The sequence below is a fragment of the Aquimonas sp. genome, assembly GCF_044377145.1.
Classification (GTDB): Bacteria; Pseudomonadota; Gammaproteobacteria; order Xanthomonadales; family Xanthomonadaceae; genus Aquimonas.
Genome location: NZ_JBILJQ010000061.1, coordinates 1 through 20,774, shown reverse-complemented (window position 1 = coordinate 20,774; position 20,774 = coordinate 1). Strand labels below are relative to the sequence as shown.

At 67.5% G+C, this 20,774-nt stretch carries 18 protein-coding genes; 13 read left to right on the top strand and 5 right to left on the bottom strand.

Annotation, left to right across the window (positions count from 1 at the left end; all coding sequences use genetic code 11):
- The first annotated feature begins 7 nt into the window (after positions 1-7).
- From fliF to ACIQ7H_RS16490, 11 genes are all read left to right on the top strand, one after another.
- Positions 8-1,726, top strand: a complete 1,719-nt coding sequence (fliF, locus tag ACIQ7H_RS16540; RefSeq protein WP_395793495.1) for a flagellar basal-body MS-ring/collar protein FliF — start codon at positions 8-10, stop codon at positions 1,724-1,726.
- A gap of 10 nt (positions 1,727-1,736) precedes the next feature.
- A complete protein-coding gene (gene fliG / locus ACIQ7H_RS16535) occupies positions 1,737-2,723 on the top strand; it encodes a flagellar motor switch protein FliG (protein WP_395793531.1) in 987 nt (328 codons plus the stop codon).
- Positions 2,724-2,749: 26 nt separating this feature from the next.
- The gene (locus ACIQ7H_RS16530; protein WP_395793529.1) at positions 2,750-3,394 is read left to right on the top strand and encodes a FliH/SctL family protein; all 645 of its coding nucleotides are present in this window, start codon (positions 2,750-2,752) and stop codon (positions 3,392-3,394) included.
- Positions 3,391-4,758, top strand: coding sequence for a flagellar protein export ATPase FliI (fliI, locus tag ACIQ7H_RS16525; protein ID WP_395793493.1), 1,368 nt, complete (start codon positions 3,391-3,393; stop codon positions 4,756-4,758). The genes ACIQ7H_RS16530 and fliI overlap by 4 nt, the downstream gene beginning before the upstream one ends.
- An 8-nt stretch (positions 4,759-4,766) precedes the next feature.
- Positions 4,767-5,207 carry a flagellar export protein FliJ gene (gene fliJ, locus ACIQ7H_RS16520; RefSeq protein WP_395793491.1) on the top strand — a complete coding sequence of 147 codons (441 nt, stop codon included), beginning with the start codon at positions 4,767-4,769 and terminating at the stop codon, positions 5,205-5,207.
- A complete protein-coding gene (locus tag ACIQ7H_RS16515; protein ID WP_395793489.1) occupies positions 5,204-6,682 on the top strand; it encodes a flagellar hook-length control protein FliK in 1,479 nt (492 codons plus the stop codon). The genes fliJ and ACIQ7H_RS16515 overlap by 4 nt, the downstream gene beginning before the upstream one ends.
- Before the next feature lie 197 nt (positions 6,683-6,879).
- The gene (ubiB, locus tag ACIQ7H_RS16510; RefSeq protein WP_395793527.1) at positions 6,880-8,535 is read left to right on the top strand and encodes a ubiquinone biosynthesis regulatory protein kinase UbiB; all 1,656 of its coding nucleotides are present in this window, start codon (positions 6,880-6,882) and stop codon (positions 8,533-8,535) included.
- Between the two features lie 11 nt (positions 8,536-8,546).
- On the top strand, positions 8,547-9,119 hold the full coding sequence (locus ACIQ7H_RS16505; RefSeq protein ID WP_395793487.1) for a hypothetical protein: 573 nt from the start codon (positions 8,547-8,549) through the stop codon (positions 9,117-9,119).
- A gap of 139 nt (positions 9,120-9,258) precedes the next feature.
- Complete coding sequence (gene hflK / locus ACIQ7H_RS16500; protein ID WP_395793485.1) at positions 9,259-10,317, top strand: FtsH protease activity modulator HflK; 1,059 nt, start codon at positions 9,259-9,261, stop codon at positions 10,315-10,317.
- Positions 10,314-11,255, top strand: a complete 942-nt coding sequence (gene hflC / locus ACIQ7H_RS16495) for a protease modulator HflC (protein WP_395793483.1) — start codon at positions 10,314-10,316, stop codon at positions 11,253-11,255. Before hflK ends, hflC begins: the two co-directional genes overlap by 4 nt.
- Positions 11,256-11,366: 111 nt before the next feature.
- Positions 11,367-11,999, top strand: a complete 633-nt coding sequence (locus tag ACIQ7H_RS16490) for an FMN-binding negative transcriptional regulator (protein ID WP_395793481.1) — start codon at positions 11,367-11,369, stop codon at positions 11,997-11,999.
- Between the two features lie 178 nt (positions 12,000-12,177).
- Here ACIQ7H_RS16490 and ACIQ7H_RS16485 read toward each other — a convergent pair whose 3' ends face one another.
- From ACIQ7H_RS16485 to cutA, 5 genes are all read right to left on the bottom strand, one after another.
- Positions 12,178-12,612, bottom strand: a complete 435-nt coding sequence (locus ACIQ7H_RS16485) for a YidB family protein (RefSeq protein WP_395793479.1) — start codon at positions 12,610-12,612, stop codon at positions 12,178-12,180.
- Between the two features lie 184 nt (positions 12,613-12,796).
- Positions 12,797-13,351: a TlpA family protein disulfide reductase gene (locus tag ACIQ7H_RS16480; RefSeq protein WP_395793477.1), complete on the bottom strand. Its 555-nt coding sequence runs from the start codon at positions 13,349-13,351 to the stop codon at positions 12,797-12,799.
- On the bottom strand, positions 13,348-15,555 hold the full coding sequence (locus tag ACIQ7H_RS16475; protein ID WP_395793475.1) for a protein-disulfide reductase DsbD domain-containing protein: 2,208 nt from the start codon (positions 15,553-15,555) through the stop codon (positions 13,348-13,350). The genes ACIQ7H_RS16480 and ACIQ7H_RS16475 overlap by 4 nt, the downstream gene beginning before the upstream one ends.
- Positions 15,556-15,726: 171 nt before the next feature.
- Entirely contained in the window at positions 15,727-18,282 is a 2,556-nt protein-coding gene (locus tag ACIQ7H_RS16470; protein ID WP_395793473.1) for an Ig-like domain-containing protein, read from the bottom strand.
- A gap of 245 nt (positions 18,283-18,527) precedes the next feature.
- The gene (gene cutA, locus ACIQ7H_RS16465; protein WP_395793471.1) at positions 18,528-18,863 is read right to left on the bottom strand and encodes a divalent-cation tolerance protein CutA; all 336 of its coding nucleotides are present in this window, start codon (positions 18,861-18,863) and stop codon (positions 18,528-18,530) included.
- A 309-nt stretch (positions 18,864-19,172) separates the two neighbouring features.
- Here cutA and groES point away from each other — a divergent pair, with 309 nt between their 5' ends.
- Complete coding sequence (gene groES, locus ACIQ7H_RS16460; protein WP_395793469.1) at positions 19,173-19,460, top strand: co-chaperone GroES; 288 nt, start codon at positions 19,173-19,175, stop codon at positions 19,458-19,460.
- A gap of 165 nt (positions 19,461-19,625) precedes the next feature.
- The coding region (groL, locus tag ACIQ7H_RS16455; protein WP_395793467.1) for a chaperonin GroEL at positions 19,626-20,774 on the top strand (1,149 nt) is incomplete at its 3' end.

The window sequence follows — 20,774 nt, the reverse complement described above, 5'->3', positions numbered from 1 at the left end:
GCCCTGAATGGACACCTCACTCACTCTGTCCCAGGTCAAGGATATTCCGGCCGTGCGTCAGGCCGGCCTGTTGCTCGGCCTCGCCGCCGCCATCGCGGTTGGCATCGCCGCGTTCTTCTGGTCACTGTCGCCAAGCTACGTGACCCTGTTCGGCAACCTGCCGGATCGCGATGCTGCCGAGGTAGTCGAAGCCCTGCGCGCGGCGCAGATCCCGTATCAGATCGACGCCGTGACCGGCGCCATCGCCGTGCCGGAAGCACAGGTGCGGCAGGCGCGCATGGGTCTGGCCACCCAGGGCCTGCCGCAGACCTCGCGGCCGGGTATCGAGTCGATCAACGAGAACCCCGGCTTCGGCACCAGCCAGTTTGTCGAAGGCGCACGCTACCAGCACGCGCTGGAGATGGAGATCGCCCGCACCGTCGGCGAATTGCGCTCGGTGCGGGAAGCCCGTGTGCACCTGGCCCTGCCCAAGCCCAGCGCATTCACCCGTTCGCGTCAGCCGGCCAGCGCCTCGGTGATGCTGCAGCTGTATCCCGGGCGCTCGCTCGAACGCGATCAGGTCGCAGCGATCGTGCATCTGGTGGCCTCCAGCATTCCGGATCTGGCCACCGAACGGGTTACCGTGATCGACCAGGCCGGCCGGCTGCTGACCAACAACGATCCAAACGATCCCAATGTGCTGGCGGCGATGCAGTTCGAACAGCGCCGACGGCTGGAGGAGACCCTGATCCAGCGCATCCAGACGCTGCTGGAGCCGATGGCCGGGCCGGGCCGGGTCAGTGCCCAGGTCAGCGTCGACATGGACTTCGCGGTGATCGAGGAAGCGCGCGAGACCTTCGCACCGGATCCGACCAAGCTGCGCAGCGAACAGGTGGCCGAGAGCTCCACCAGTACGCCGCCCAACGAGGGCGTGCCCGGCGCTACCGCCAACACGCCGCCGGGCGCTGCCGCCGACCCGGCAGCCGCCGCGGGCGAAGGCCCGAAAAGCGCCTCGCGCAGCGCCACCCGCAATTTTGAAATGGACCGTACCGTCAGCCACAGCCGCAACGACACCGGCCGAGTGCAGCGGATCACCGCCGCGGTGCTGATCGACCACGTGCTGTCGGTGCCAGCGCTGGCGGTGCCCGATCCCGCCGTGGACCCCGCGGCGGATCCGGCGGCCGACCCGGCCGCGGATCCAGCCACGGCGACAGCGGCTGTGCTACCCGCAGCGCAGCCGCTCAGCGCCGAACAGCTGGCCCAGGTCGAGGCGCTGGTGAAGCAGGCGATCGGCTTCAGCGAAGTGCGCGGTGATGCGGTCAGCGTGATGAATGCGCCCTTCCTGCGCGAGGCGATCGAACCGCTCGACACCTCGGTGCCGCTGTGGGAACAGCCGATCCTGCGCGACATCGCCCGCAATCTGCTCGGCGCCGGCCTGGTGCTGCTGCTGATCTTCGGCGTGGTGCGGCCGACCCTGCGCAGCCTCATGGCCTCGCCCAAGCAGCAGCGCGAAACACGCGAAGAGGATGGCTCGGAGGATGTGCGCCTGTTGACCGGCGAAACCGAGGATGAATCCGGCATGCCGATGCTGCCGGGCCAGGTCAACAACATTCAAGATCAGCGCGAGGCGATGCTGGCCTCGGCCAAGACCCTGGACGAGAAGCTGCAGCTGGCCCGCAGCACCGTCGCCCAGGATCCGAAGATCGTGGCGCAGGTCGTGAAGAACTGGGTGGCCGCCGATGCCTGATGACGACAAGCTGACCGGAACCCAGCGCGCTGCGGTGCTGCTGATGTCGCTGGGCGAATCCGAGGCCGCCGAAGTGCTGCGCCAGCTCAGCGCCAAGGAAGTGCAGAAGCTGGGCGTGGCCATGGCCACCATCAACAACGTCAGCAAGGACCAGGTGATCGAAGTCGTCGACAGCTTCGTCGAGGATCTGCAGAGCCAGACCTCGTTCGGACTCGGCGCCGATGACTACGTGCGCAAGGTGCTGGTGCAGGCGCTGGGCGAGGACAAGGCCGGTGGTCTGATCGAACGCATCCTGCTCGGGCGCAACAGCAAGGGCCTGGAAACCCTGAAGTGGATGGACCCGCGCTCGATCACCGATCTGATCCGCAACGAGCATCCGCAGATCATCGCGATCGTGCTGAGCTTTCTGGAAAGCGATCAGGCCGCCGATGTGATCAAGCTGCTGCCGCCGCGCGTGCGCGTCGACGCGCTGATGCGAATCGCCACGCTGGAAGGCATACCGCCAAATGCGCTGAGCGAGCTCAACGACATCATGGAGAAGCGCTTCGCCGGCAACCAGGGCATGAACCAGAGCCAGGTCGGCGGCATCAAAGTGGCGGCCGACATCATCAACTTCCTCGACACCTCCACCGAGCAGCAGATCAGCTCGGGCATTCGCGAAGTCGACCCGGATCTGTGCAACAGCATCCAGGAGTTGATGTTCGTGTTCGACAATGTCGCCGACCTCGACGATCGCGCCATCCAGACGGTGCTGCGCGAAGTGCAGGGCGACAAGCTCGGCCTTGCGCTGCGCGGCGCGGACGGCAAGGTCAAGGACAAGATCCTCAAGAACATGTCGCAGCGCGCCGCGGCGATGCTGGTCGAAGACATGGAATCGCGCGGCCCGGCGCGGCTGACCGACGTTGAAACCGCGCAGAAAGAAATCCTCGGCATCGTCCGCCGCTTGGCTGATGCCGGTGAGATCCAGCTCGGCAGCAAGAGTGAGGAGCTGCTGTGAACGGCACGCCGATCGGCCCGGTGCGGATGCTGCGCGAATCGGCGGATGTCACCCGCTGGGAAGTGCCGTCGCTGGATCAACACCAGGACGCGGTCGATGCCGATCCGCAGGTGGAAGACGAGCCGCTTCCACAGCCGCCCACGCTGGAAGAGATCGAAGCGATCCAGCGCGCCGCGCACGACGAGGGCTACGCCGCCGGGCATGCCGAAGGCCTGGCCCTGGCGCAGACGGAAATGCGCCGCCTGCAGGCGCGGCTGGAGGGCATTCTCGACGCATTCTCGCGGCCGCTGTCCGAACTGGAAGGCGAAGTCGAAGCGGTGCTGGTCGAACTCTCGACCCGCATCGCAGGCACCCTGGTTCGGCACAGCTACACCGAACACCCCGAGCTGTTGGCCAAACTGACCCGCGAGGCGATCGACAGCCTGGGTGAACGCCCGCGCCACGTCGAAGTCCGCCTGCACCCGGAAGATCTCGAAGCGGTCGAGCCCCTGCTCGGCGCGACCACCCATACCCGCCTGGTCGGCGACCCGGCGCTGGCTCGCGGCGATCTGCGCGTACACGCCGAGGACGTACGCCTGGACGCACGGCTGTCGACCCGGCTGGAGCAGATCCTGCCGCGCCTGCTGGCCTCCGCCGACCCGGCCCAGGCCAGCAGCGAGGACCCGCTGTGACAGCCGCCAAAGCCTGGGCCAGCGAGCGCAGCCCACGGCTGGCAGCGCGCCTGCGGCTGCACACGCCGCCCTTGCCCGGCGCGCGCGAGTTCCTGCGCGAGGGCGTGCTCAAGCGCGTGGTCGGCCTGACTCTGGAAGCGGTCGGCTGCGAGGTGCCGCTGGGCGCCAACTGCCGGCTGCAGACCGCCAACGGCAGCTGGGTCGATGCCGAGGTGGTCGGCTTCGCCGGCGACCGCACCTTTCTGATGCCCAGCACCGAAGTGCAGGGCCTGCTGCCCAATGCGCGAGTCGTTCCGGTACCCGGCGGCGCAAGTGGCGTACGGGTCGGCGAAGCACTGCTTGGGCGGGTCATCGACGGTGAGGGCGTACCGCTGGATGGGCGCGGAGAGCCCCGCACCGACGGTCTGGTCACGCTCACCGGCCCGGTGATCAACCCGCTGCAGCGCGAGCCGATCCACCAGCCGCTGGATGTCGGCGTGCGTGCGATCAACGCCCTGCTGCCGATCGGCCGCGGCCAGCGTGTCGGCCTGTTCGCCGGTTCCGGCGTCGGCAAGTCGACCCTGCTCGGCATGATGACCAAGTACACCTCGGCCGACGTGGTGGTGGTCGGGCTGATCGGCGAACGCGGCCGCGAGGTGCGTGATTTCGTCGAGAACACCCTGGGCCAGATGGGCCTGGCGCGCGCGGTGGTCGTGGCCACACCGGCCGACCGACCGCCGCTGGCGCGCCTGCACGGCGCCTGGCGCGCCACCGCGATTGCCGAATACTTCCGCGACCAGGGCCGCAACGTTCTGCTGCTGATGGATTCGCTGACCCGCTTCGCCCAGGCCCAGCGCGAGATCGGCCTGTCAGTGGGCGAGCCGCCGACCACCCGCGGCTATCCGCCGTCGGTGTTCGCGCGCCTGCCGCAATTGGTCGAACGGGCCGGCAATGGTTCGGCCGGGCGCGGTTCGATCACCGCCTTCTACACCGTGCTGACCGAAGGCGACGATGTGCACGAGCCGATCTCCGACGCCGCCCGCGCGATTCTCGACGGCCACATCGTGCTGTCGCGCAGTGTCGCCGAAAGCGGCCGCTATCCGGCGATCGATGTCGAAGCCTCGGTCAGCCGCGTGGTCGGCGAGATCACCGACCCCGCCTGGCGCGCGCAGATCAGTCAGGTGCGCCAGCTGATGTCGGCCTACTCCAGCCACAAGGACCTGATCTCGATCGGCGCCTATCAGCGCGGCTCGGACCCGCGCGTCGATGAAGCGCTGAAGCGCTGGCCGGCGCTGATGCGGTTCTTGAACCAGGATGTGGCCGACGCCGCAGACGTGGCCAGCAGCCGCGCGGCACTGTCGCAGCTGATCAACGAAGGCAGCTAGGAACCGCCATGGACAGCCGCCGCCTGCGCCCCATCCAGCAGATCGCCAGCGACCGCGAAACCGAGCGCGCACGCGCACTGGCCGAGCGCAACCGCCACCTGCACACCCATCAACAGCGCCTGGACGAACTCGCCAGGTACGCCGAGGAATACGCGCGCCCGTCGAGCGAAGTCACCAGCGCCGCCCAGTTGATCAACCGGCGCGCCTTTCTCGACCGCCTCGACGATGCGGTCAAACAGCAGCAGCAGGCGGTTCGCCGTGCCGAAGAAAGCTGCGAGGTCGAACGCGCGCGCCTGCTGTTGGCCAGCCGCGAGAAAACCGTGCTGGAGAAACTCTCAGCCGCCTACACCGCACGCGAGCTGCATGTCGACAATCAGCGCGCCCAGCGCGAGATGGACGACCACGCCGCCCGCCAGCACAGTCGCAAAGACCCCGGAGAATCCAGATGAGCGCGCTCACCTCGCTGACCGGCGCCAGCCCACGCACTGCGCCTGCAGGCGGCACCACGCAAACGGGCTCCGGCGGCGGGCTCGAAACCGGCTTCGCGGGGCTCATCACGCAGTTCAGCGTCCGTCCAATCGACGCCCAGGCCGAAGCCACCGCCCCGCCCTCGTTGCAGGATCCTCTCAGCGCTGCGGGCACTGCGCTCGACGACACGTTGAGCGAGGACAGCACCGCACCTGCCGATACAGGTCTGCTCGCCGCGCTTGGCCTGCTGCCGCTGCCCGGCGTGCCCGAACCCGCGCCGCTGCCGGCCACTCTGTTCGGCGGCCTGATGCCCGCAGCGCCGACCGCTACGCCAACGCTGACGAGTGCAGACGCAGCGCTGGCAGCCGCCGCAGACCCAGCGCTGGCTGTCGCTGCGGGCGCCCGCGAGGCCACGCGTCTGCCGCCCGCCGCCGCAAGCGCTGCACTGGCCGGCGCGATCAGCATGCCCCTCGGCAACGCCGGCGCCGCCGATGCGCGCCAGACGGCGGTCGCTCTACCGACGCAAGCGACTGCGCCGTCGGCCGCAGCTGCCACCACCGCATTCGCCCTACCCCCAACCACCGCGGCGACAGCTGCGACAACTGCGACCGCCGCCACCGCGGTCACCGCGGTCACCGCGGCGACAACGACCACCGCTGCCGCGCCGATCCTGGCTGCGCTGAACACGTCCCTCGAACCCGCCGCCGCCGAACCCGAGGGCGCCACACCGTCTTTGCAAACACCAACGCCGGCGCTGTCTGTGCTCAACCCACCTGCAGCGCCGCGCACGGCTCCAACGGGTAGCGCGGTCGGTCTGGCGCCAGAACCTGACGCCGCAGCCTCGGCAGAGCCCTCAATCGACCTCGCGGCAGTGCTGAAGCTAAGCGGCGAAACCGTACGCACAGAGACGAAGACCGACCCCGCCAGCAGCCGAATCGCCGCGCCCGGCTCGGCCCTGAGCTTCGATCGCGCCGATCTGCTCAGCGCACTGCGCGACAGCGTCACCCAGCCGGCCAGCCTCAATCCGCCGCCGAGCGCGCCGCTGGATCCACGCAGTGCAGGCTTCGGGGTGACCCTTGGCCAACAGATGGTGTGGCTGGCGGAACAAAAGGTCGGCCGCGCCGAGATCCGCCTTGATCCTGAAGAACTCGGCCCGCTGGAAGTGAGCCTGGAACTCGACGGCGACGAGATCCGCGCCGAGTTCGGCAGCCGCAGCGCCGAGGTCCGCAGCCTGCTGGAATCGCAGGTGCCACGTCTGCGCGAAATGCTGGCCGAGCACGGCTTCAGCCTCGCCGACGCGCAGATCGGCCAGGAGCGCCACGCCCAGCAGCAGAGCTTCACCGACAGTGGCGGAGCGGGTGGACTTAGCGATGCCGGTGTCGATGCAAACGAAGCAAGCCCGCCTGCGACCACAGCAGTGCGCGTGCGCCAAGGCCTGGTGGACGACTACGCCTGAGGCGCGCGCGGCGAGAGGCGTGAAGCCGGCTGCGTTCAGTGGCGGCTGGGGCGAGCGGGCGCGATATCGGCGATGCAAATAGTCGTCTTCCTTGGCGCCTCACTCTCCGCATGGCACAGTGCGGCCGATTCCAAACTGCGTCCGCCCATGCCAACGCCTCTGAACAATCGTCCCTGCGCAGGCTGCTCATGGGCCTGATCCGCAGCCCTCTGCGCGTGCTGACCATCCTGCGGGTGGCCCTGCGCTATCGCCTCGATGGCCTGCTGGAAGGCACCCGCCTGAGCCGGCTGCTGCGGCTGATGAAGCCCTTCGTTCCGGCTGTTCGCGGCGAAACTGCTGCGCTCGCGCGCGGCGCGCGGCTGCGGCTGGCGTTGCAGGATCTCGGGCCGATCTTCGTCAAGTTCGGCCAGGTGCTGTCGACCCGGCGCGATCTGCTGCCGGCCGACATCGCCGAAGAACTCGCCCTGCTGCAGGACCAGGTCGCACCCTTTCCCGGCGCCATCGCCCGCGCCCAGATCGAGCAGGCGCTGGGCCAGCCGATCGAGGCGCTGTGCGCCAGCTTCGATCCCGTGCCGCTGGCCTCGGCCTCGATCGCGCAGGTGCATGCGGCCACGCTTGAGGATGGCCGCGAGGTCGTCATCAAGGTGCTGCGGCCGGGTATCGATCGCACCATCGAGGCGGATATCGGCCTGCTGCGCGCGCTGGCTGCGGTCGCCGAGCGCTTCGGCCCGGACCCCGAGCGCACCCGCCCGACCGAGGTCGTCGATGAGATCGCCCGCTCGCTGCGCGACGAGCTCGATCTGCAGCGCGAGGGCGCGAATGCGTCCGTTCTGCGGCGCAACTTCGCCGGTTCCGCCGACCTCTACGTCCCCGAGGTGCACTGGAAGCTCAGCACCGAGCAGGTGCTGACCCTGGAGCGCGTGCACGGCGTGCGCAGCGACGACCTCAAGGCCATCGAAGCGGCCGGCATCGATCGCCGCGCACTGGCCGCCAAGGGCGTCGAGCTGTTCTACACCCAGGTGTTCCGCGACAACTTCTTCCACGCCGATGCGCATGCCGGCAACATCTGGATCGACACCACGCGGGTGACGCAGCCGCGTTTCATCGCGCTCGATTTCGGCATCATGGGTGCGCTGCCGGAGATCGACCAGTACTACCTGGCCGAGAACTTCACCGCGATCTTCGAGCGCGACTACCGGCGCATCGCCCAGCTGCATCTGGATGCCGGCTGGATGCCCGGCGGTATCCGCATCGACGATCTCGAAGGCGCGGTGCGCACGGTCTGCGAGCCCTACTTCACCCGTCCGCTGTCGGAGATCGCGCTCGGCGAAGTGCTGCTGAAACTGTTCAAGGTCGCGCACCGCTACCAGCTGACCATCCAGCCGCAACTGATCCTGCTGCAGAAAACCCTGCTCAACATCGAGGGCCTGGGCCGGCTGCTCGACCCCAAGCTCGACATCTGGGCGGTCGCCAAACCGGTGCTGGCCGAGATCCTGCGCGAGAAGCGCAGCCCGCAGGCGCTGCTCAAACGCGCGCGTGCACGTCTGCCCTCGCTGATCGCCGCCGCACCGGAAGTGGCCGACCTCGCCCACGACTATCTGAAGCAGGCTGCCAGCGGTCGCGCATCGCTGCGCCTGCACTCCGACGACCTCAAGCGCCTGGCCGACGCCGCCCATGCGGGCCATCGGCAAACCGTGTACGCGGTGCTGGGCGTCGGCCTGATGCTCGCCGCCGCCGTGCTGTATGGCCTGCGTGCGGGCGGTCCGCAGTTCATGGGCGCGCCGAGCTCGGCCTGGCTGGCCGGGGTCGGTGCACTCTGGGCATTCATCGCCGCCTGGCCGCGGCGCCACTGAGGGACACCACCATGCCGATCCGCAGCGCATTCGCACTAGTCACTGCCATTGTTGTCGCCCTGCTTGGCGCGGTGCCTGCGGCACATGCCACACCGCCAGCCACCGCGGCGCCGACCGCGCCCGCCGACCCGCCCAACAGCGCCCGTGCCGAGTTCATCAAGCGCATGATCGAGGCGCGGCGCATGAATGCGCGACGCAACGCGAACGGCGAGATCCGCAAGCTCGACCGCGTGCTGTTCGACGGCTACCGGCTGGAGTTCGAGCACAACCTCACGTTCCAGAATGAGCATTCCGATGGTGCTTCCAGCGAGGCCCGCTACGAACTGGCGCTGCGCGTGATTCAGCCGCAGGTGGCGCTGGCCGAGCTGATGCAGCGACTGCTCGATTCGGGCTTCACCGTGGCGGAGCCGGTCGGCCCGCCGGACGGGCGGATGCTGCGCTTCTGGCGCCAAGGCCGGACCATCGATGATGCACGCATCGAGATCCAGGTCGGCGAGCGGCCGATGCCCACCCGACCCTCTCCGGTCGAGGTGGGCGCAACCGGCATACTGGCGATCAGCATCCGCGAACGCATCGCAAACTGAGCATCCAATCGCTCGGGTGCAGCGACATCACAATCTCTACTCGCAGTTGCGGTCACGCCGACGCGCCTGGCGCGTCTGACCCGGTCCACACGCTCAAGCCCGCCGCGGCGCTGAGCGATCACCCTCGAAGGGGAAGTGCATGAACGATCCACGCAAGACCGTAGAAAACCTGTTCGGCGGCGCCTTTGGCGGCGGCGACCGATCCAGCGGTCCGCGCCGACCCGGCGGCGGCCAGGCGCCGAAGATTCCGTTAGGCCTGATCGGTTTGGGCATTGCTGCGTTGTTCGCACTGTGGGGCGTCAGCAGCGTGTTCTTCACCGTGCAGCCGGAGGAGCGCGGCGTGGTCAAGCGTTTTGGCGAAGTGGTGAAAATCGCTGACCCCGGCCTGCACTTCAAGCTGCCCTTCGGCGTCGATACCGTGCAGCTGGTCGCGACCGAGCGCGTGCTGAAGCAGGAATTCGGCTTCCGCACCGAGGGCGTGAGCAGCGATGCACCCAGCCAATACTCCTCCAACGAGTATCCGGATGAGTCGCTGATGCTGTCTGGCGATCTCAACATCATCGACGTCGAGTGGGTGGTGCAGTACCGCATCGCCGATCCGATGAAATACATCTACTCGATGCGCGAGCCGACCCTGACCCTGCGCGACATCAGCGAATCGGTGATGCGCCGCGCAGTCGGCAACCGGCTGGGCAGCGAAGTGCTGACCACCGCCCGCGTCGAGATCTCGAACCTCGTCCGCGACGAGACACAGACCGCGATGGAGCGTTACGGCACCGGCATCCACATCGTCACCGTGGAGCTGCAGGACGTGGTGCCGCCCGCTGCCGTGCAGCCGGCCTTCAACGAGGTCAACGAGGCGCGCCAGGAGCGCGAGCGGATGATCAACGAGGCCCAGAAGCAGGCCAACCAGCAGATCCCACTGGCGCGCGGCCAGGCCAATCGCGCGATCGCCGAAGCCGAAGGCTATGCGACTGAACGGGTCAACCAGGCGCAGGGCGAAACCGCACGCTTCAAGTCGATCCTGACCGAATACCGGGTCGCCCCCGAGGTCACCCGCACCCGCATGTATCTGGAAACCCTGAACGAGGTGCTGCCGAAGATCGGCAGCGTGGTGGTGGTGCAGGATGGCCAGATGTCGCCGGTGCCGCTGCTGAATCTGCGCGATGCCAAGCCCGCCGCCGGAGAGCCGAAATGAAGAGCCCGATCATCATCGCCGCGGTCGTCCTGCTGGCCTTCATCACCCTGCGTGAATCCACCTTCGTCATCGACCAGTCGGAGCAGGCGATCCTGGTCCAGTTCGGCGAGCCAGTGGGCGAGCCGATCAGTGAACCCGGCCTGCATTTCAGAACCCCGTTCGTGCAGGAAGTGCGCCGTTTCGACAAGCGCCTGCTGGCCTGGGACGGCGATGTCAGCCAGATCCCGACCTTGGGCCGCGAGTTCGTGATCGTCGACACCACCGCCCGCTGGCGGATCAGTGACCCGCTGCAGTTCCTGCGTTCAGTGCGCGACGAATCCGGCGCGCGCACGCGGCTGGACGACATCATCGACTCGGTGGCCCGCGACATCGTCTCCGGCACCGACCTCGAAGAAATCGTGCGTTCGCGCGATTGGCAGGTCGACGTCAAGGAGGTCGAAGACGAAGCCGTGCTGCGCGGCGATGTTGATCTGGAGAAGCCCAAGAAGGGCCGCGAGCGGCTGGAGCAGGAAATGCTGGCGGCGGCCTCACGGCTGATGCCGGAACTCGGCATCGAGCTGGTCGATGTGCGGATCAAGCGCATCAACTACATCGAGAGCGTGCGCCGCCAGGTCGAGACACGGATGATCTCGGAGCGGCAGTCGATCGCCGAGCGCTTCCGCTCGGAAGGCCAGGGCAAGAGCGAAGAAATCCTCGGCCAGATGGAACGCGAGCTGCGCACCATCCGTTCCGAGGCCGAACGTCAGGCTGCCGAGATCCGAGGCCGCGCCGACGGCGAAGCGACTCGCATCTACGGCGAAGCCTTCGGCGCGGACCCCGAGTTCTACGCCTTCTTCCGCACCCTGGAGAGCTACCGCGCGCTGGGCGAAAACTCGACCCTGATGATCGATTCGGACTCGGAGTTCTTCCGCTATATCGAGTCGACGCGGAGGCGGTGAAAGGCCGGGATGGGGGAGTCGGGAGTGGGGAATGGCAGAGCGCCGGTCACTGCGGCTACGCTGACGAATCCCGAATCCCGAATCCCGATTCTCCATCCCCGATTCCCGCCCATGTACACCCCAAGCGCGTTCACCCTCGCCAACAACGCCGGCCTCGCCCTTATCGATGCGCATCCGCTGGCCACCTTGGTGTGCACGGATGCACTGGGCAGTGAGGTCAATCTGCTGCCGCTGCTGCGTGAGGGAGATGCGACGCTGATCGGACATATCGCGCGGGCGAATCCGCTGTGGCAGCGCTTTGCCGACGGCCAACCGGTGGTCGCGGTGTTCCAGGGCGCGCAGGGCTATGTGCATCCGGGCTGGTATCCGGCCAAGCGCGAGCACGCCAAGGTGGTTCCGACCTGGAACTACAGCTGCGTGGTGGTGCATGGTCGAATCTGCTGGCAGCACGATGCGGCGACGCTGCGCGCGCGAGTCGAAGCGCTCACTCGGAGCATGGAGTCTGTACGCACCGAACCTTGGCAGGTGGATGACGCGCCCGCCGACTACACCGCGGCGCTGCTGCGCGCTATCGTCGGCCTGCGCATCGACATCGAGCGCATTGAAGGCAAGGCCAAACTCAGCCAGAACCATCCGCCCGCCAACCGCGCTGGCGTGATCGGCGGGCTGAGTGAAGCCAGCGATCCGCACGCGAATGCGGCGCTGGCGGCGGCGATGCGAACGGCGCACGAGGGTCTGGACTGAGCACGCGCGATAAGTGCGCGTGCGAGTGCCCGCCCACGCATCAACCGGGGGCGCGTGCAGCTGGGTCCGTCGGACCGGCTCGGTAGGTTGGGCGGAGCCGCAGGCGATGCCCAACGGCGCAGCAACCGAGCTCGCGGCACCGTAGCGAAGGCGTCGCCTGTGCGGTGCGCGTTGTCGCTCAGCGACCGAACAACTTCCCCGCCATGCCAAGCAAGCCATCCACCCCGCCGGCCGCTTCCAGCAGGCCACCACCGCTGGAGGCCTTGTCGACGATCACCGGCAGCGCAGCTTCAAGGCCTGCGGTGGCGGTGCTGGTGTCCAGACCCAACTGCTTGGCGAACCCGGAAAGCGCGCCAGAGCCGAGCACCTTGATCAACTGCTCGCCCGACACCGCGCCGTTGGCGCCATCACCCAGCCACGAACTGGCCAAACTGGCGAGACCGCCGGCATTGAACTTCTCGATCAGTCCGGCCAGATCGACCCGGCCGCTACCGTCGCCCAGCAGGCCCATCAACGCCTTGACGATGCCGTCGATCGGCAGGCCCGAGCCCTGCGCGCCCAGCTGCTTCTGAAACACCTCGGCGCCCATGCGCAGAGTGCTGTTGATGTCCATGCTCGATTCCTGATTGGTAGGCGATAGAGTCGCCGGCGCCAGTGTGAATGACAGCGCGGCATAGGCGCCAGTCGGAGCTGCGGGGCCGATTGGATCGTGCGGCCCAGGCTGATCAGGGCACGCGCAAGCCGCCACCAGTTCGTCGATCGCCGACGCGCAGGGCTCACCGCGCCGCCGAGCGAAATCAATCTGCGGCGTATGCTTCCACCCACTCGTTCAAGCTGGCCTCGCTGAAGGCGCCAAACTTGCGCTGGGCGATGCGGCCGTCGGCGTCGATGAGCACCGAGTACGGCAGCACCGAGCGCGCATTGCCCAAGGTGGTGGAGAGATCGACCGTACCGGGCTGGGCCAGGAACATTGGGAACTTCACCGGCACCTCGGCCAGAAACTCACGCACCTTGTCCGGATCATCCAGCGCGATACCGATCACCTGCACACCGGTATCGCCGCTGCGCGCGTGCAGCGCATCGAGCATCGGCAGCTCTTCGATGCAGGGCGGGCACCAGGTGGCCCAGAAGTTGATCAGCAGCGGGCGGCCATCGAAGTCGGACAGCTTGCTCACGCTGCCGTCCACGGCTTTCAACTCGGCGTCCGGGCGCCGGTCGCCTTCTTCCAGCACCACGGTGCCGGCCGGCAGGGCCGGGCCGCGCGGCTGCATCACGTACTGGCCAGCGAACATGCCGCCGACTGCGCCGGCCACGGCCAAGCCGACGATCAGTGCGGTGCCTTTCCAGTTCATGGCGAATCACCGCGCAGGGCTGAGTCGACCGCGCCCTGGCTGAGCACGGTCGGCAGCACGCGGCCCTCCGCTTCGCCCGGCCGGAACACCACATACAGCGGCACGCCGACCGCGCCGTGCTGCTCAAGAAAGCCGGTGATAGCGGGATCGACTTCGGTCCAGTCGCCGACCATGTAGGTCCCGTCGACGGTCGCCAGCGCCGCCTTGAATGCATCGGTCGACAACACCCGCGCCTCATTGGCCTTGCAGGTGACGCACCAGTCGGCGGTCATGTTGACGAACACGGTGCGGCCTTCGCTGCGCAGTGCAGACAGCCGCACCGCCGAGTAGGCCTCGACGCCTTCCATTGCAGCGCGAGGGGCCGGTGGCAGCAGGGTGTGCACGGCCGCCAGCGGCAGCACCGAGGCGATCATCAGCAGCCAGGCGAAAGCCCGCCCGCCGCGACCTTCCGAGTAGCGATTGCGCTCGTACAGCCACAGGCCGGCGGCCAGCAGCACCAGCCCGCCGAGCACCAGCGCGGTGCCGTCGCTGCCGCGCTGGTTGCCCAGCACCCACAGCAGCCACACGGCGGTGAGATACATCGGGAAGGCGAGTACGTTCTTGAACGTTTCCATCCACGCGCCGGGCCTGGGCAAACGCGCGCCCAGCGCCGGCACGAATCCGATCAGCAGGAAGGGCAGCGCCAAGCCCAGGCCCAGGGCCAGGAACAGCAGCATCGCCAGCCACGGCGGCGCGGCAAACGCGAACGCCAGGGCCGGGCCCATGAACGGCGCCGTGCAGGGGCTGGCCACCACGACCGCCAGCACGCCGGTGAAGAAATCGCCCGGCGCGCCGCTGCGCTGGGCCAAGCCCTGGCCGACGCCCGCAATGCCACCGCCCAGGGTAAACAGGCCCGACAGCGACAGCCCGACCGCGAACATCACGTACACCACAAAGCCGACGAACAGCGGCTGCTGCAGCTGGAAGCCCCAGCCCAAGGCTTCGCCGGCTGCGCGCAGGCCGAGGGCGAGCGCGCCGAGTGCTGCGAAGCTCACCAGCACGCCGGCGCTGTACCAGAGCGCATGCGCGCGCGCCTTGGCCGCGCTCTCGCCGCTCTGCGCGAGGCCAATGGCTTTCAAGGACAGCACCGGCAGCACGCAGGGCATCAGGTTCAGGATCAGGCCGCCGCCGATGGCGCCGAGCAGGGCCAGCAGCAGGGCGCCGATGCCGAGATCAATACTCGCCGCGCCGGTTTTCTGCAGCACATCTTCGGGCGGCAGTTCGCGGGCGACCCCGGCCGGCAGACGCAGCGACACGCCGCGGGTCATCGGCGGATAGCAGATGCCTTCGGTCTGGCAGCCCTGGAACTCGCCGATCACCGTGACCATCGCCGCCGCGCCGGTACTGCGGGCGATCGGCAGGTCGATCTCGACCGGCTCGAAGAACACCTCGACTTCGCCGAAGTGCTCATCGCGATGGCTGACCCCTTTCGGCCAGCGCGGCTGGCCGGCGCTCGCCTCATCGCCTTCCACGCGAAAGGCAGAGCGGTCGCGATACACGTAGTAGCCGCGCGCCGGCGTGATCCGCAGCAGCAGCGCATCCGCGCCGTCGGCAATCGCCTCGAACTCGAAGGCCTGATCTTCCGGCAGCGGCAGGGCGGGGTCGGCAGCGGCGTCCATCGCGAAACCGGGCGACGTGCCCGGCAGGCCCCCAGCGCTGGGTGCATCCGGGAGGTTGAGCAGGTTGGTCTGGGGCGGCGCCGGCAGGCCGGGCAGCACGCTTGCAGGTGCCGCCGCCGGCAGCTGCAGATTGATCAGTTTCTGGTGCGGCGGGTAACAGATCCCGACATCGGCGCAACCCTGGTAGCGCACCTTCAGCGCCAGCTGGCCATCGGCGCCGGCGCGCACGCCATCGAGTCGGGCGACGAGTTCGCCGCGATAGGTTTCGACTTCGCCAAAGAAGTCGTCGGTGTAGGCGGTGCCGGCGGGCATGGCCAATTCGCCCGCGGAACTGCCCTCGCCCTCGGCCAATGCCGAGGTGCGATGGCGATACAGGTAATACCCCTCGGCGATCTGCCAGCGCAGTTCGACGGTCTCCGCATCCAGCGCGCGCGCCTCCAGCTGGAAGGCCTCGTCGATCGGCAGCAGTTCGGATTCATCAACCGCAGCCGCAGGCGCGGACAGGGCCAACACCAGCAGGGCAAACAGGGAGCGGATCAGGGGCATGGGAGGGTCGCAGAGAGGACGGCCGAACCGGCGCAGGCGTCAGCTGACCCGCATACGCGCCGTTGGTTCAGCCAACAGCCCCGCACTTTAACCAATCACGCCGGCTGTAGCCGGTGAAACCACCGCAGGGCCGGGCTGCGAAGCCGGGCCCTGCGGCGTCTGCGGCTCGGATCAGCGCAGCGTGGCCTCGAAGCCGTTGCTGAAGATCGCGTTCGGAACTGGAGTTACCAGCTGGCAGGCGCTCGGAGCCACCTGGCTGCTCTCAAACAAGGCCCGTGTTGCCCATTCGGGGCGGTCGACAAAGGGATTGCGGTTGCCTTGGTAGCTGAAGACGATCTCATTGCGATCGCGTTCCTGCTCGTCGACCGGGTCTTGCTGATGCCATTCAAGAAGAACCAACAGCAGGCCCATGTAGGCGCGCGCTGCCGTATTGCTGGTGATGACGATCAGATCGCGGTCGTCAGTCAGTTCCAGATCAGGGATGTCACCGTCGTTACCTTCGTCCGCCGCTTGGCCCTCGTAGCGCATTGCCATATAGAAGACGACTCTCGCCATGTTGCCGCGCACCTTGTTCCAGACCTCGTACGAGCCTGTGTTGCCATCGTTCGGGGAGTACCAGTTGGAGTTGCCCGGATAGCTTCCGTCCCCGCCGCCAACGCCGTTGTTGGCGATCGTCCGGTTCTCCAGGCAGCCGCCTGAAGGCGGACAGTAGGCGAACGGCTTGTTGCCACGGTCGGCGTTGAACCCCTCGTCGGAGAGATGCAGCATGTGCAGGTCGTTGTGCGCGGCCAGGGTCTCGGGCCTGAAGCCCAAGGAGCGCGGCCAGACGTGCTCGCGGTTGTAGCGCAGGCCGCTGACGCTGCCGCACGTCGCGGCCGCCCCCGAGCCACCTACCCGCGCACCCGGCTTGGGGTAGCTGCAGTTTCGGTAGATGTCCAGAATCGTATTCTGGTTAAGCGGGTCCTCGTCGGCGAGTTCGAGCTGTGTCCAGCCGTAGGGGAAAGGCGTGTGCCCATCAATGGTCGCGTGCAGCGAACAGCGCAGTTGCTCGGGGCTGCTGGTGTTGACCTGGGCGTAGTAGTCACCCGCACCTTCGCTGGTCTGAAAGCTGATCAGCACATTGGCCGGCAGCGGCTGGCCGGCGCTGTCGGTAATCGCTGCAGCCACAAGCCGCAGATCGCAGCGGTCGCCTTCCTGCAGCAGGGCCTGCGGGCTCAGCGTGATGCTCTGGCCGCTGGCTGGATAGGTCAGCCCGATCGCGCCGCCGGCATCGCATTCGAGGCTGATTGCAGCCGCGGCCAGGCTCACCGTCTCGCTGAACTGCAGGCTCGGAGTCACCGCTGGCGCGACCCCGGTGGCGCCGTTCGCGGGCGTGCTCGACAGCAGCTGCGGCGGCAGATCGGCGACCGTGCTGAAGCTGAGCGCGACCGGCGCGCCGAGCGGATCCGGCGTGCCATCGCGATCGGTCACCGCCGCGGCCGGCACATTGACTGCGCAGCTGGCGGAATTCGGCAGCGCACTGTTTGGCGTCAGCACGATCTCGCTGGCCGGGCCGTTGCTGCTGAAGCCGACCGGCTGCGCATTGCAGACGAAGCTCACCTGCGCCGCGACGAGGTCAACCGGTTCGCTGAAAGTCAGCCGCACCGTCTGGCTGGTAGCGACATTGGTGGCGCCCTGCGTAGGTACGGTCGACAGCAGGCTCGGCGGCACATCGGCAGCAGTCTGGAAGCTCAGCGCAATCGCGCTGCCCAACGGGTCGGGGGTGCCGTCGCGATCAACCACCGCGGCGGCGGGAATACTCAACACGCAGCTGCTGGAGAACGGCAGCGCCGCGTTCGGCGTCAGGCTGATCAGGCCGGCCGGGCTGTTGCTGCTGAAGGCGACCGCATTGCCGCCGCAGGTCAGCACGACCTGGGCGCTGTCCAGCGCCACCGGCTCGCTGAACTGCAGGCCGATCACCTGGGTCGAGGGCACGCCGGTAGCGGCGTTCGCCGGCTGGGTCGACAGCAGCACAGGCGGGTTGTCGGTCAGGCTGCCGATCAGCACGTCGTCGATGGCGAGGCCATCGTCATTGCTGCTGGCATTCAAGTCGATCCAGCGCAGCGCGAAGCTCTGCCCCGGCGCGATGCTGATGCCACTGATCTCGCCGCTGACAAGCGTGCGATTGGCGGCCGCGTTGCCGTCGAGGGCACCGACCGTGCCGGCCGTCACCGGCGCGATGAAATCCAGGCTGTCGACATCAACCCAGGTCGCCGCCGCATCCGCGATGCCGGTGGCGCCGACGCCGATCTGCAGGTCCAGCCGGTCGACCCGGCCCACCGTCCCCAGGCGCCACTGCTCACCGGTATAGCTGAGCGGCAGCGAGCTCAAGGTGCCGCCGGTCTGGTTGCTCAGCAGCACGCCGAAGCGGCTGTTCAAGCTGCCCGACAGCAAGGCACCCAGCGCGCGCTCGGTGCTGCCAGTGCTGCCGTAGCTGAAGGTGTTGCCGGAGTTCGAGCCGCCGTTGTCGACGCCATAGGTCGCGTTGGCGTTGTTGCCGGCTTCCAGCAGGGCCCAGCCGGTCGGCAGCTCGCTGGAGGTGGTGCCGGCCGCACTGGCCAGGCTGTTGAAATCCTGGGTGTAGCCACCGCTGTAGGCCAGCTGGGCCTGGGCGACCGGGCTGGCGCCGACAGCGAACACGAACAGAAGCGTGGCCGGCGTGAAGGCGCGGCCGAAGAGAGTACGCATGTAGTGAATCCCCGCGAAGCATGAAGTGGCCCGCGTGCGCGAGGCGCGGCGAGCGGGCCATCCTGGCCGCCGCAACGCATCGCCCTCCGCAGCCCCGGCCAGGGCGCTGCGAAGCGGGCAGTAAGCCGGTCCGGAGCACCCTGCCCCGGCCGGCGAACCTGCGAGCATAGCTGGGGATTGCTACGGCGTCTTGTCAGTGCGCCGGCGTGCTCGGCCGGGCACGCATCGAGTCCGATGCTGCCGCTTCAACCGGCCCGCATCGGCGGCGTTGCGCCGAACCGCAGCCAGTCGAGGTAGGTCTGTAGGCCGCCTTCGATCGGCAGCGCGATCAGCTCCGGCAGCGCATACGGATGCAACTTGGTGATCTCGTCCATCAGCTGCTCCATGTTGGCGCTGCGGGTTTTGATCAACAGTTGCACCTCGCGTGCGCTCTCGACCTGACCCTGCCAGCGATACACCGAAGTGATACCCGGCAACAGGCTGACGCAGGCGGCAAGCTGGGTTTCCACCAGCACGCGGGCGATGGCCTCGGCGATCAGGGAATCCGGGGCGGTGGTGAGAACAAGCTGCAGATCGGACATTTGGGGGCCGGGAATGGGGAATCGGGATTCGTACGAGCTGATTGCGTCCGGGCTGAAGGCTGAGGGCACTCATCGGGTGGGTGTCTCGGCTGAGGGGCCCGGAGCAGCGCACCTGTTCGCTCGGCTCCCCCTTGAAAGCGCAGAAAGTACCCCCCAACTAGCGTCTGCCCCGGCGCTGATGTCGGTTGTTCAGGCCAGCCGGCCTGGATCGACCGCGTCACATTCTGTGGCTAAACTTGGCACTCACCAACGGCGAGTGCTAACAAAGCGTTGGCCCTTCGACAAATCAGTCACTTACCGAGGATCCCCATGAACCTGAAACCCCTCCACGATCGCGTCGTCATCAAGCGCATGGAAGAAGAGCGTCTGTCCGCGGGCGGCATCGTGATCCCAGACAGTGCCACCGAAAAACCCATCCGCGGTGAAGTCGTCGCCGTTGGCGAAGGCAAGCCGCTCGACAACGGCAGCGTCCGCGCGCTGAAGGTCAAGGCCGGCGACAAGGTGCTGTTCGGCAAGTATGCCGGCACCGAAGTGAAAGTCGAAGGCACCGAGTACCTGGTTGTCCGCGAAGACGATATTTTTGCTGTCATCGGCTGAAGCCGCTGACAGCGGGATTCGGGAGTTGGGATTCGGGATTCGTAGAAGCCAAGAGCTTCCGCCCTTCGGGGCGTATCGATCCTGACGCCCTTTTCGAGTCCCGTAAGCACTGATGTCGCGAATCCCAAATCACGAATCCCCAATCCCGCTTTCGAGGTACACCCCATGGCAGCCAAAGAAATCAAGTTCGGCGAAGACGCGCGCGTCAAGATCCTGCGCGGCGTCAACATCCTGGCCAACGCCGTCAAGGCCACGCTGGGCCCGAAGGGCCGTAACGTCGTGCTCGACAAGAGCTTCGGCGCCCCGACCATCACCAAGGACGGCGTCTCCGTCGCCAAGGAAATCGAGCTTGCCGACAAGTTCGAGAACATGGGCGCGCAGATGGTCAAGGAAGTCGCTTCCAAGACCTCCGACAACGCCGGTGACGGCACCACCACCGCGACCGTTCTGGCCCAGGCCATGATCCGCGAGGGCATGAAGGCGGTCGCCGCCGGCATGAACCCGATGGACCTGAAGCGCGGCATCGACAAGGCCGTGATCGCCGCCGTCGCCGAGCTGAAGAAGCTGTCCAAGCCCACCGCTGACGACAAGGCCATCGCCCAGGTCGGCACCATCTCGGCCAACTCGGACGAGTCGATCGGCAACATCATCGCTGATGCGATGAAGAAGGTTGGCAAGGAAGGCGTGATCACCGTTGAAGAAGGCTCCGGCCTCGACAACGAACTCGACGTCGTCGAGGGCATGCAGTTCGACCGCGGCTACCTGTCGCCGTACTTCATCAACAACCAGCAGAGCCAGCAGGTCGAGCTGGAAGACCCGTTCATTCTGCTGCACGACAAGAAGATCTCGAACGTCCGCGAGCTGCTGCCCGTGCTGGAAGGCGTCGCCAAGGCCGGCAAGCCGCTGCTGATCGTCGCCGAGGAAGTCGAAGGCGAAGCGCTGGCGACCCTGGTCGTCAACACCATCCGCGGCATCGTCAAGGTCTGCGCCGTCAAGGCGCCGGGCTTCGGCGACCGTCGCAAGGCGATGCTGGAAGACATGGCCATCCTGACCGGCGGCACGGTCATCTCCGAAGAAGTCGGCCTGCAGCTTGAGAAGGCCACCATCAAGGATCTGGGCCGCGCCAAGAAGATCGTGATCTCGAAAGAGAACAGCACGATCATCGACGGCGCCGGTGACGGCGAAGGCATCCAGGCCCGCATCAAGCAGATCAAGGCGCAGATCGAGGAGACCTCCTCCGACTACGACCGCGAGAAGCTGCAGGAGCGCGTGGCCAAGCTGGCCGGCGGCGTCGCCGTCATCAAGGTCGGTGCT